Annotated in this window: 8 protein-coding genes and 6 pseudogenes; 3 read left to right on the forward strand and 11 right to left on the reverse strand. The window is 60.5% G+C overall.

Annotated features, from left to right (window positions below):
* Together CHB75_RS21510 and CHB75_RS21520 are read left to right on the forward strand one after the other, a co-directional pair.
* A pseudogene (locus CHB75_RS21510) lies at positions 1–155 on the forward strand (integrase catalytic domain-containing protein); the annotation flags it as partial.
* Between the two features lie 124 nt (positions 156–279).
* Positions 280–393: pseudogene (locus CHB75_RS21520) on the forward strand (IS21 family transposase); the annotation flags it as partial.
* Between the two features lie 2 nt (positions 394–395).
* Here CHB75_RS21520 and CHB75_RS21895 read toward each other — a convergent pair.
* From CHB75_RS21895 to CHB75_RS20790, 9 genes and pseudogenes are all read right to left on the reverse strand, one after another.
* Positions 396–611, reverse strand: a pseudogene (locus CHB75_RS21895) (IS21 family transposase); the annotation flags it as partial.
* Between the two features lie 18 nt (positions 612–629).
* Positions 630–758: pseudogene (locus tag CHB75_RS21900) on the reverse strand (helix-turn-helix domain-containing protein); the annotation flags it as partial.
* Positions 759–873: 115 nt separating this feature from the next.
* Positions 874–975, reverse strand: a pseudogene (locus tag CHB75_RS21525) (IS5/IS1182 family transposase); the annotation flags it as partial.
* A 320-nt stretch (positions 976–1,295) separates the two neighbouring features.
* Positions 1,296–2,999 carry an ABC transporter ATP-binding protein gene (locus CHB75_RS20765; RefSeq protein WP_089274056.1) on the reverse strand — a complete coding sequence of 568 codons (1,704 nt, stop codon included), beginning with the start codon at positions 2,997–2,999 and terminating at the stop codon, positions 1,296–1,298.
* A gap of 144 nt (positions 3,000–3,143) precedes the next feature.
* A complete protein-coding gene (locus CHB75_RS20770; RefSeq protein ID WP_089274043.1) occupies positions 3,144–4,178 on the reverse strand; it encodes a siderophore-interacting protein in 1,035 nt (344 codons plus the stop codon).
* Positions 4,175–4,996 (reverse strand): ABC transporter ATP-binding protein, encoded by an 822-nt coding sequence (locus CHB75_RS20775; protein ID WP_089274045.1) that lies wholly within the window; start codon positions 4,994–4,996, stop codon positions 4,175–4,177. Before CHB75_RS20775 ends, CHB75_RS20770 begins: the two co-directional genes overlap by 4 nt.
* Complete coding sequence (locus tag CHB75_RS20780) at positions 4,993–5,988, reverse strand: FecCD family ABC transporter permease (RefSeq protein WP_089274058.1); 996 nt, start codon at positions 5,986–5,988, stop codon at positions 4,993–4,995. The genes CHB75_RS20775 and CHB75_RS20780 overlap by 4 nt, the downstream gene beginning before the upstream one ends.
* Before the next feature lie 47 nt (positions 5,989–6,035).
* Positions 6,036–7,076, reverse strand: a complete 1,041-nt coding sequence (locus tag CHB75_RS20785) for a FecCD family ABC transporter permease (protein WP_089274048.1) — start codon at positions 7,074–7,076, stop codon at positions 6,036–6,038.
* Positions 7,073–8,041: an iron-siderophore ABC transporter substrate-binding protein gene (locus CHB75_RS20790; RefSeq protein ID WP_089274050.1), complete on the reverse strand. Its 969-nt coding sequence runs from the start codon at positions 8,039–8,041 to the stop codon at positions 7,073–7,075. The genes CHB75_RS20785 and CHB75_RS20790 overlap by 4 nt, the downstream gene beginning before the upstream one ends.
* A 372-nt stretch (positions 8,042–8,413) precedes the next feature.
* Here CHB75_RS20790 and CHB75_RS20795 point away from each other — a divergent pair, with 372 nt between their 5' ends.
* The gene (locus CHB75_RS20795) at positions 8,414–10,546 is read left to right on the forward strand and encodes a TonB-dependent siderophore receptor (RefSeq protein ID WP_089274052.1); all 2,133 of its coding nucleotides are present in this window, start codon (positions 8,414–8,416) and stop codon (positions 10,544–10,546) included.
* 84 nt (positions 10,547–10,630) lie between these two features.
* Here the strand turns inward: CHB75_RS20795 and CHB75_RS20800 are convergent, their stop codons facing one another.
* Positions 10,631–11,506 (reverse strand): helix-turn-helix transcriptional regulator, encoded by an 876-nt coding sequence (locus tag CHB75_RS20800; protein WP_089274054.1) that lies wholly within the window; start codon positions 11,504–11,506, stop codon positions 10,631–10,633.
* 235 nt (positions 11,507–11,741) lie between these two features.
* Positions 11,742–12,113, reverse strand: a pseudogene (locus CHB75_RS20805) (IS3 family transposase); the annotation flags it as partial.

Genomic DNA, 12,113 nt, shown 5'->3' on the forward strand with positions numbered 1-12,113 from the left:
TCCGGAGCCTCAACAACATCATCGAATGGCGCGGCAAGCCCAGGACCATCCGCGTGGATAACGGCCCTGAATACATCAGCCATGCGCTGCTGGAAGGGGCTGAGAAACACGGCATCGCCCTCGCGCACATCCAGCCTGTGAGTGCTGGACGTAATCTCCCCAAAACGGCTGGATGAAAATTCCCCAGTTGGGCGCCGATGCCGTTGGACAGGGGGGCATGCCCCCCTGTCCAACGGCGGCGCAGAATAACCCCTGTAATGCCAATGGAAGGGCGTGCAGGTGGTTGGATTGAGGGAGATCGTGATGATCTTGGAATTGAAGCGGCAGGGCCTGGGCGTCAGCGCGATCGCGCGGCAGACCGGGCTCGACCGCAAGACGGTGAGGAAATATCTGGAGCTTGCCCGAACGCTGTAGCGATTGCGTTCAAAGCTGATCAGGCAAGTGGGCGATACCCTCTTGCTCAGTTCGACAAAGCCATCGAAGGCGGGGGGCAATGGCATCAGCGCTGCCTGCTCTGTGGCCCAGACGTCGGCAACGCTCCCAGGCAGCGCTGCATGCGGGATCTCAGTCCACAACGCGACACAGCGCTCTTCCAGCCAGTCATTCAGTGCCGCAGGCGTCGCGAATTACGGCTCGATCGTGCCTGCGTTCAAATACTTCTTGATGGTGTTGCGCGACATTCCCGTCCGCCGCGCAATCTCGCGCAGGGGCAACTTCTCCCGCAGTGCCATACGTCGGATGATGTTCAAAAGTCCCATGTGTATCACTCCAATGTCCCCCGCTGCGCATGCCGCTGGGGGAAGGGTCACATGGGTCAATTCTCAATGGAAATTATGCCGCCACCCGGGTCACTTCTGGGTGGAAATCAACAAACTCCGGATCGAACCAGATCGTAAGCGACCCGCGGCGCTTCTGTGCCTCATTGAAAGCAGCCCAGTTCGTGGTCTTGTAGGTCGGAGGTGTCGGTTTGCTCATGCCCATCATCTACCACACTGGATTCACAACATGAATCCCTCACCCGCTTTATGCAACAGAGCTACCAGTCGTAGAAAATCCAGCCTAGGCAGACTTTTCCGATGCAGTTGTCAGGGTCAGTTGCGAAAAATTCTTTTATATCAATACCCGCGCTAACGAACCTTTACCTCTGCCAGCTGATGTTACGTTTTGCACACTTTCTGCGCCTTTCCCCGTCACTGAATACATTCGCTAACTGTGCCGTTGTTAATCACCAAAGCTGATCGACAGCAGGAAACTTCCTCACTCATCCATCGTATACCTGCCTACAGCGACTCCATTCATTGTGAATTAAGGCGAGCGTAACGGCCGGCACTGGCACGCAACTCGGTATCCGTGCCGATTTCGACAATCCGCCCTCCGTCAATGACAGCGATCCGGTCAGCGTCCCGGATCGAGGCAAGGCGATGCGCGATGATCAGCGTGGTCCGATCGCGCGACAACTGCTTCAGGGCTGACTGGATTTGCCGTTCCGTTTCCGTATCGAGCGCCGAAGTCGCTTCATCCAATATCAGGATCGGGGGGTTCTTCAGGAAGGCTCGCGCGATTGCGACACGCTGCTTCTGTCCGCCAGACAGCATGACGCCGCGTTCGCCGACCACGGTGCCGAGACCGTCGGGCAATGCGGCAATCATGTCTGACAGCTGCGCGCGTTGCGCGGCTTCGACGATTTCGGCGTTAGTCGCATCGAGACGACCATAGGCGATGTTTTCGCGCAGCGTGCCGCCGAACAGGAAGACATCCTGGCTGACAATGCCGATCTGGCGTCGCAAAGATTTCAGGGTCAGGCCACGGGTGTCCCTCCCGTCAACCGTGATGTGACCTGCGGACGGATCATAAAAGCGCGGGACCAGCGACAGCAGCGTCGTTTTTCCGGCACCGGAAGGTCCGACGAAGGCCACAGTCTCTCCGGCGCGCACCGTCAGAGAGATGTCGTGGAGCACAGGCTGGCTTTCGCCATAGTCGAAACTCACACCGTGAAACGACACCTCGCCGCGCAGCGCGGGTGCCGGGGTTGCGCCGGGCGTATCTGCCACATCCGGTTTCGTCTCCATCAGATCAAGGTAGCGGCGGAAGCCTGCGATGCCGCGGGGATAGACCTCAATCACGGCGGCAATCTTGTCGAGCGGTCGAAAGAAGACGCCGACCAGCAGCAGGAACCCGACGAAGCCGCCGGTTGTCAGCGATCCGTCCAGAACGAATACCGCCCCGGCGACCATCACAACAACCTGGATCAGCCGCATGCCCATGTAGTTCAGCGATGACGATGCCGCCATCACCTTGTAGGCTGCCAGCTTGGTATCGCGGTAGGCGGCGTTGTCCTTTGCGAACAGGGCCTTCTCGTGGTCTTCGTTGGCGAAAGCCTGCACCACGCGCATTCCGCCGACGTTTTCTTCCAACCGGACGTTGAAGGATGCGACGCGCGAATAGATCTCGCGCCATGTCTGGGTCATCCGGCCACCGTATACGATGACAATGGCGACACAGGCAGGCACGATCGCTGCCGTGAGCAGTGCCAGTTCGAGGTTGATGGTCAGCATCAGGAGGAAGGCACCGATGAAGGTCATGACGGCGATGAAAACATCCTCGGGACCGTGGTGTGCAACCTCTCCGATTTCTTCGAGGTCGCGGGTCACGCGGGCGACCAGTTTGCCGGTGCGGACGCGGTCAAAGTAGCTGAACGAAAGACGTTGCAGGTGATCGAAGGCGCGGCGGCGCATCTCCGTTTCGATATTGATGCCCAGCATGTGACCCCAGTAGATCACGACGGCCATGAGCCCCGCGTTGATCAGGTAAATCAGGAGGAGTCCGACAGATGCGATCACGGTCAGGCCAAGTTCGCCCGACGGCAACAGCCGGTCGATAAATGCCTGTACAGCCAGAGGAAAAGCCAGTTCCAGCAAGCCCGACAAAACCGCACAGCCGAAATCCAGCCAAAACAGGCCCTGCCACGGGCGGTAGTAATCGAAGAACTGACGTAGCATTGATGTTTCCTGAAAATTGATGCCGCGGTCTGGCTGGTGCTCTGCCCCAAGACCCGAAGTTTGACGTATCAGCAACCCCATTCCTTGTCGGGGGACAAAGCGGGAGGCAAGGGTATCATGAGCGGTGGCCTCGCGGGAAAAGTGTCAGCCTTCCCAATAATATGCGAAATATCCCTCTTTCGGACCAATATCGAAGTTGTCGCGAAAACGGGCCTTGGCTTTGCGGACAAGCTCCTTGTCGGCGGCGACCCAGACGAAGCGATCGGTCCCCTGCGGCAATTCGGCCGTTTCGAGATGATCCCAGAGCGTCTCTCCGCGATTGCGGATGAGCCACGACAGCTCCATGTTTCCGGGCCGCGGAAGATCGCAGATATCATCCACGGTGCCGACTTCCAGCAGGATGCGGCCGCGCCTGTCGGCAGAAGAATGCGCCAGGATACGACGGATCGCCGGAAGCGCCGTTTCGTCCCCGGCGATCAGGATGTTCTGCCCTGACGGGAAATCACCGCTGCCGGGGCCGCTGATGCCCACAATCTGTCCTCTCTGTGCCGTTCGGGCCCAGGTCGTGGCGCGCCCGCCCTCATGTTCGAATACATCGAAGGTGAAAAGGCCCCGGGCCGGGTCCAGATCCACGAAGGTATAGACGGCACGATGCAGTTGGTCCTCTCCCTGCGGCATGACCGTCCGACCGGCACCGTCAAGCGTTGGCCAGACCGGCGTGCGGCCCGCAGGCGGCAGAAAGATCGAGAAGTGCATTCCCCTTCCTTCGGCCAAACGTTTCGTGTCAGCACAGTCCAGTTCGACCCGCAGAAAGTTTGGAGCGACCCGCCTGACCCCGCGCACCGTCGCGGTGCAGAAATTCAGCGGCGTCCGGTTGCGGGCTATGTCGCCTTGCCAGTCTTCGGCCGCGACAAGACCGGGCGCCACATGATCGAGGATATGAAGCAGATACTCGCGGATGTTGTGCAGGGCGACCGCATCCACAGCGGCGATGCGAACCCGCAGTGCCGACGGCGTCCGGTCCAGGGCAACCCGCGCCAGGGGAACGGTGACGATCAGCGATGCAGCCGTCTCTTGCACCTCAAGCTCTGCCTCTCGGGCATGGGCGGCGATGTGGGGGATCAGGTCGTCGGGCAAGGCCCCTGCAAAGGTCGCGGTCGCACTTGTATTATGGGTCATGACAGTGTCCCCCCGTCCGAGGATTGCGCTGTGGTGCAATGGCGCCCGAGGGGCAGCATCATCGGTTGGCCGGAGGTTGGGTCGGTGATCACGCGGCAACGCACGCCGAAGACCTGTTCGACCATCTTCTCGGTCAGAACGCTGTGGGCCGTACCGGCCGCATGCACCTTTCCGCGCAGGATCGCGACAAGATGATCCGCATAGCGTGCGGCAAGGTTCAGGTCATGCAGCACCATGACGATGGTGGTCCCGCGTTTGCGGTTGAGGTCGACCAACAGGTCGAGCACTTCGACCTGATGCGCGATGTCCAGAAAGGTCGTCGGTTCGTCAAGCAGCAGAACGTCCGTTTCCTGCGCCAGAGCCATAGCGATCCAGACGCGCTGCCGCTGGCCGCCGGACAACTCATCCACGTCCCGCTCGGCAAGTTCTGTAGTCTGCGTTGCTTCGAGTGCGGCGGCGACGGCCATATCGTCGGCATGAGACCAGCGCGTCAGCATCCCCTGATGCGGATGGCGTCCGTGACTGACAAGATCCGCCACCGTGATCCCGTCGGGGGCGATTGGCGATTGCGGCAACAGGCCAAGGCTGCGCGCCAGTTCACGGGTGGGAATCTTGCGCAGCGAACGGCCATCCAGAACGACCTGCCCACCGGATGGCCGCAGCAAACGGGCCATGCACCGCAGCAGGGTCGACTTGCCGCAGGCATTGGCCCCCACGATCGCGGTGATCGCACCGGGCGGCACCGCCAGGTCAAGGTCGGTTAGTATCGTGCTGGGCCCGTATCCGGCCTGGAGCGCTGTGGCAGTCAATGTGGTCATAGCTTCCTCTCGGTGCGGTTCGACCAGATGATCAGAAAAATGAGGTAGGGCGCGCCAAGGGCACCGGTCACGACGCCCACGGGGTAGCGACCGATCAAGAGATGCTGCCCTGCGAAATCGCCAGAGAGCATGAGCAGCGCGCCGACAAGCGCCGCCCGGATCAGCGGTGATCGGCCGGGGCCTGCAATGTACTTGGCAATGGGGCCGGACAGGAAGGCAACAAAGGCGACCGGGCCCGAAACCGCCGTCGCCACCGCGATCAGGCCGACCGCTGACATCACCGCGAGCACCTTCGCGGACGCCAGCGGCACCCCCAGCGCGGCGGCCGTGTCATCGCCAAGCCGCATGGCTTCGAGTTTGTCGCGCCGGGCCAGCAGGAGCCCGCCAAAGGCCGCAAGCGACAACAGCACAGGCAGTGCTTCTTCAAGCGTCGCTCCATTGACGCTGCCTGTCAGCCAGCGCAGGGCATCCTGCATTTTCCACGCCGGAGCACGCAACAGAACATATGCGATCATGCTGTCGAGCATCGCCGAAAGTCCGATCCCGACAAGGATCAGCCTGGCACCAGACACCCCGTCGCGCCAGGCCAGCAGGTAGATCAGCAGCGCGACAGTCAATCCGGCGGCGACGGCTGTGATCGAAACCGCCGCGCCGCTCCAGCCCAGCACGACGATGGCGAACACCGCAGCGGCGCTGGCCCCGGCACTGATGCCGATGATATCGGGGCTGGCGAGCGGGTTTCGAAGCAACGTCTGAAAGATCACCCCGCCCAGGCCAAAGCTCATCCCGGTGAGGATCGACATGGTCGCGCGGGGCAGCCGCAGCTCAAGCACGGCAAAGCTGGCACCCGGAACATCGTGCCCGACCAGAATGCGCAGCAGGTCAATCGGCGTGGTCATCGACGGGCCCGTCATCAGGGTCAGGCCGATCCCGGCGGCCAGCAGGCCAATCATGATCAAGACAAGCTGCAGCCGTGTCCTTAGACGCGTCATGCGCAGTGCGGCAATCGTTCCGGTATTCGGGGTCTGTCCGGTCACGCTCACAAGTCCCGAACCCGACGTTGGCGCACGATCCAGATGAAAACTGGCGCCCCGACAAAGGCTGTCACGATGCCGACATCCATTTCGGACGGGCGGGCGACAATCCGTCCCAGCACATCGGCAAGGATCAGCAAGATGCCACCGGTCAGTGCGGAAAATGGCAGAATCCAGCGATAGTCGACGCCGACCAACAGGCGGCATATGTGCGGCACGACCAGCCCGACAAACCCGATCGGCCCGCAGATCGCCGTGGTCGCCCCGCACAAAAGCACGGCCCCGATGGCCGCAGCCCCCCGCGCCCAGGCAACCCGCGCGCCAAGCCCGGCAGCGGCGTCGTCCCCCAGGGCCAGCAGGTTCAGGCTGCGGGCGGACAGCAGGCAAAAGATCAGCCCGACCACAAGAAAGGGCAGGCAGGGCAGGATCGCATCAAAGCTCGCGCCGCCGACGCCGCCGATTTGCCAGGACCGTACCCCGCCCGCGATATCGTTACGCGGCAGTATGATGGCCAGCGTGAGCGAGGCCGAGGCGACGGAGGTGGCCGCCCCCGCCAGAGCCAGTTTCAGGGGTGTGGCCCCGCCCCGTCCAAGCGATCCGATGGCATAGACAAAGCACGCAGAGAGCCCCGCCCCCAGGATCGCCGTCCAGAGGAAGGCGTCGAGCGTTTCCATTCCGAACCACGCAATGCCGATGACCACGGCCATCGCGGCCCCTGCATTCACGCCAAGGATGCCCGGGTCCGCTAACGGGTTGCGGGTGATCCCCTGCATCACGGCCCCGGCGAGTCCGAGTGCCGCTCCGGCAATGACGGCAAGAACGGTGCGCGGCATCCGCACCGCGACCACCGCCTGAGCCATCGTATCGGTCTTGCCCCGGACCGCCGCAAGGATGTCCGCCCAGCCAACATCGCGGGTGCCGATGCTGACCGACACAACGCAGGCGCAGCCAAGCAGCAGAAGCACGACCAGAAGCCAGACGACCCGGCCCCGCCGCGACCGACGAAACGCCGCGACCGTCACTCCGGGGGATCCGATTGCCGTCATTCTGCCCGGCGCGCTGCATCCGCGAGAAGCGTAACATACTCTTGTAGAACCCAGGGTATCGACAGCGGCGTCGGGTTGGCGGCGGTGCCAACGGGATCATTGCCCAACAGCACGACGGCGCCATTCTCGACCGTCTTCATGCGCGAGGTCAGCAGGTTCTTTCGCACACCGTCAAAGAGGGCACGACCGCCATAGGTCACGATGATATCCACATCGGCAAAGGCGTCGATCCTCTCTGCGCTGATCTCGCCGGAATAGCGGCCGGGAGCTGTGGCCTCGAGCACGCTCTGCGGGGAATGCAGACCCAGATCCTCAAGAAACCGGACGCGCGGGTCATTGGCGGAGTAAAAGCGGATCACGCTGAGGTCACGGATATCGAGATGGGTGACGAACATCGCGCTTTTCCCCGCGATCTCGGGCTGGCGGGCGGTCACGTCGGAAATCTGCTGTTCGATGCCTGCGATGAGGTCTTCGCCTTCTGCGGTCATGCCGAGACCGGCGGCATTCAGGCGGATCATCTCGCGCCAGCCGGTCGCCCACGGGCCATCGCGGTAGGGTATCACCGGCGCAATCTTGCTTAGCGTCTCGTAGTCGGAACGGGAGAGTCCGGAATAGGCCGCAAGGATGATATCGGGGCTGGTTGCCGCGACGGCTTCGAAATCGATCCCATCGCCTTCATCAAACAGGGTCGGGACATCCGCCCCCAACTCCCCAAGCCGCTCGGACACCCAGGGCAGCAGGCCGTCTGCGTCGTCATCGCCGAAATTCGCACGGGCAAATCCGACCGGAACAATCCCAAGCGCCAGCGGCACTTCGTGATTGGCCCAGGCCACCGTCGCGACCCTTTTTGGGCGAGTGTCGACTGTGGTCGTGCCGAAAGCATGTTCAACGGTAACCGGGAACTCTTCGGCGACGGAGGGAGCCGCGACAACGCCCCCCAGACAGACGGCAATCACCGCAATCATTGTTTTCTTTGGATCAAACAAGGGAAACCATGGCCTCCGTTCCGGTGCTGTTTAGGCGATAATTTTAGTCGGCTTTTCATTTCAACAGCAGCGCGTCAAGCCGACGACACAGTCAGGAGCGCCAAATCTGACGGTTTATGAAAGGTTACCAGAGAATCCGACAAAAAAAGTAAGTTTATACAATACACATCCCCGAGATCCTGCATTAGCTGCCGTCAAAGCAGGGACTGTCCGATCAGATTTTGAGTGGATGGTTCAGGCACCGAGCGCCGAAGGATCACGCGGATATGCGGCTGATCCCAGGCTGCCAGCAAGCCATCAACCGAATGGCAAGCCAGCGCCAACATCACTTCAGAATATTGGAACCACGTCATGGGGTCACCCACCACAGCACATCGCCTTATTCATCTTCGTCCTGCGCGGGCGGTTTCGATCCTTCTCGGCTGCACGGCGCTGGTCGGCTTTCCTCTGGCCGCCTCCGCGCAGGAAGATCCTGAAACCGGCGCATATCGGTTGTCCCCGATCATCGTGGATCTAAGCGTCGAGGCGGATGACGATGCCAATTCTACTGTCGCCAAAGAGCTTTGGACGGGCGGCAAGGTTGCAACCAGCGTGCTCGACACGCCTGCCTCTGTCTCTGTCGTCACACAGAAAGAGATAGCGCAACGCAACGCCGACAAGGTCGAGGATGTGCTGGAATACACGCCCGGTGTCGTCACGGATTACTACGGAACCGACGACCGCAATGATTACTACCTCGTGCGCGGCTTTCAGGCCTCGACCTATCGCGACGGCCTGACCCTTGGTTCTATGCGGGGGGTCCGGGAGGAACCCTATGCCTATGAGCGGCTCGAGGTCATGAAAGGCGGCAACTCCACCCTTTTCGGGACATCTGACCCGGGCGGCACCGTGAACTTCGTGAGCAAGACCCCGAAGTTTGAACGGTTCGGCGAGGTGTATGGATCCTACGGCACCAACGACCATAAGGAGCTTGGCTTCGATTTCGGGGATCTCCTGAACCAAGAGGGCACAATCGCCTATCGCCTTGTAGGCAAGATCCAGGATGCGGACCTGGAATATGAGGATTCGAAAGACAACGAGCAGTTTTTCCTTGGCTCTATCGCCTGGGCCCCCACGGATTACACCAAGCTGACCTTTTCCATGGACTACCTCAAGCGCGATGGGACACCGAACAGCGGCGGCTATCCACTTGACGGGCTTTATGACCGCGACCAGTTCTTCGGAGAGCCAAGCTTCAACTACCATGACGTTGAACGGCTGACCGTATCGGCAGGTCTGCAGAATGAATTCGAGAACGGGTTAAAACTGAGCGTGAACCTGCGCTACAGCGACCTGTCTGATGATTTTGCCTACGTCTACCTGTCCGACAATCCTGCCCGGGTCGGGACGATGGTTGACCGGTTCTACTTTGGCACTGACAGCACTGCGGAAGAACTGATCGGCAATGTCATCGTGCAATATGACACCAGCCTGGGTTCGCTGGACAGCAGCACGCTTGCCGGGATCGAATTCCGCGATGCATCGACGACAAGCGCGTCGATCTACGGCGCACATACGCAGGTTGATGTCAGCAATCCGTCCAGTACCGGCGCTCCGACTGGCGTTGCCCCCTACAGCGTCCAGTCGAATGACTACACGACCAAGTCGGTCTTCGTGCAACAGAACCTGTCTTTCTCGGACCGGATCATCGCAACCGCCGGCGTCCGGCATGACTGGCTCGACATCGCGAGCACCAACACCCTGACGGCGACGACCACACAAGCCGATTTCTCTGAAACCTCGTTCAGGGGGGCACTAACCTACAAGATCTCAGACGAGATCTCGACCTACGCCAGCTATGTACAGTCGGTCGCTCCCCCCTCCATCGGCACCGAGCCCGAACGCGGCGAGCAATACGAAGTCGGGATCAAGTATCAGCCTGACAACATCAACGCGCTGTTCTCCGCTTCCGTCTACGACCTGACCAAGAAAAACGTGGTTGTGCCCGTCGTGTTGCCGAGCGGCGCCATCGAGCGCCAGACGATCGGCGAATCCCGCGTGCGTGGCCTTGAACTTGAGGCCAGGGCCGAGCTGGCCAATGGCCTGACGCTGTCGGGTGGCTACAGTTACCAGAAGTCCAATTTTGTCCGTGGCAATGTGTATGGCGCGACCGTGGATGGGAACGAGTTCGCGACGGTGCCCAACCATCTCGCCTCGGTCTGGCTGAACTATGATCTGCCGTCCACCGATTCGCTTGGCGATATGTCTGTCGGAATCGGCGCCCGGTATGTCGGACCCTATTACTACAATGTGTTCAACACCAACGGGAAAAGCCCCGCCCAGACATTTGTCGACGCGTCCTTTGCCTACGCCGTCGCTGAGAACACGGAGTTGGCCGTCAACGTCAGCAATCTGTTTGACAAGCAATATGTCGTTGGTCGCGGCACCGCTGACTACTACAACACCGGCAGGACAATCACCACTGCCCTGCGCCATAGCTGGTGATTGTGGTTGCGTCCCGTCCGTTGCCTTGACCGGATGGGACGTTTCGCCGCCGCGCTCGGCAACGCGCGGGCTATCCTGCGATAATCAGCGTTGTTGCTGGCCCCTGCGCCAAGTTGCCGGGGTTTCCCCCACAAGCTGCCGAAAGGTCCGGGTCAGATGCGCCTGGTCAGAGAAACCAACGCGATCGGCAATGTCCGCCACACTCAGATCGGATCCGGACAATAGATCCCGAACCTGATCGACACGCTTGTTCAGTTGCCACTGGTGTGGCGTCATTCCAGTCGTGTTCTTGAAAACCAACGAGAACCAGCTCTCTGACAGGTTCACCGCGCCTGCCATCTGCGCGATAGCCAGACGCCGCCCTCCGCCCGCTTCGAAGCGCATCGTCACCTTGCGCATCTGAGCCGCCGTCAATCGTGCATTCTCGGTATCTGCGACTGGCTCCTCGATATCCAGAACACCGGAAATCAGGCAGTTGGTGAGACTCTCGGAAAAAATGTCATGGCGGGTCGAGTTTCGGATCTCTTCAACCAGCAGCCGGGCAAGCGGCTCAATATCCGCAATGTCCGCTCGCTCAGCGCGTTGCTCCAGGATCTGGGTGGCCATGGATCTCGGCAGCACGGTTGACAGAAACTGAACAGCCCAGGCGAAATCCATGTGGATGTCGACATGCGCAAATGTGAGCGGCTTCGAAAAGCTGGTCCTGATCTGCATGCCCGCCGGAACAAAGATTGCCCGGGCCAATTTGCGCGTCTCGTTCCCGGCAGTCGTGGAAATCGAGCTCATATCGTCGAAAAAGATGCTTAGCCGGGGATTGCCGGACACATACTGTCCCTTGGCGCCCTGATCTCCGGTGGCTTCCCAATAGGCAATAAGGGCATGATCAAACTGACGCCACTGCACCGGCGCGGTGCAGTGAAGCTTTTCGGTGTGGCCCGTGAAGTCGTGGTTATAGCCCATGATATGCAGGCTCCGAATCTCATCTGTGGGGAACTGGCTGTCAGTCGCACCTTAGTGGGTGCCAAACGCGCGACTCAGACTGGCTTGTTTATCCATTGTGAGCGCTGTCGCGCCGCATAACAAGAGACAGCGGCAAACCATGCCCGGCCTTCTGAGTTTCGACATTCGCAGGTACCCGCGGCAGGTGCCCGAAGCAGTGGACCTGTCGCGTTTTCGTGCCGCGCCAAGTGCTCGTTTAAGCCACCTTTCGTTCGAAAGCGACGGGGCTTTTCCAGCCGAGTGCTGAGTGGCGTCGTCGTGGATTGTAGAACGCGTTTATGTATTCGAAGATCGCCATTTCGGCCTGCCGCCGCGTTTCCCATGGCCGCCGCCAAATCAGCTCGGCCTTGATGGATTTGAAGAAGGTCTCGACGGCTGCATTATCATAGCAATTTCCCTTGCCGCTCATCAACAGGCTGAACCCTTGTTATCGCAGGATCTTTTGGTAATCGTGAGAACAGTATTGGCTGCCACGATCCGTGTGATGAATGCAGCCTTTGGGTGGCGCTCGGAACGCAATCGCCATCCACTGACCGGCAGGGCATTGCACAGCGATGTCCCGAGAGGT

The sequence above is a fragment of the Puniceibacterium sediminis genome (assembly GCF_900188035.1).
Lineage (GTDB): Bacteria > Pseudomonadota > Alphaproteobacteria > Rhodobacterales > Rhodobacteraceae > Puniceibacterium > Puniceibacterium sediminis.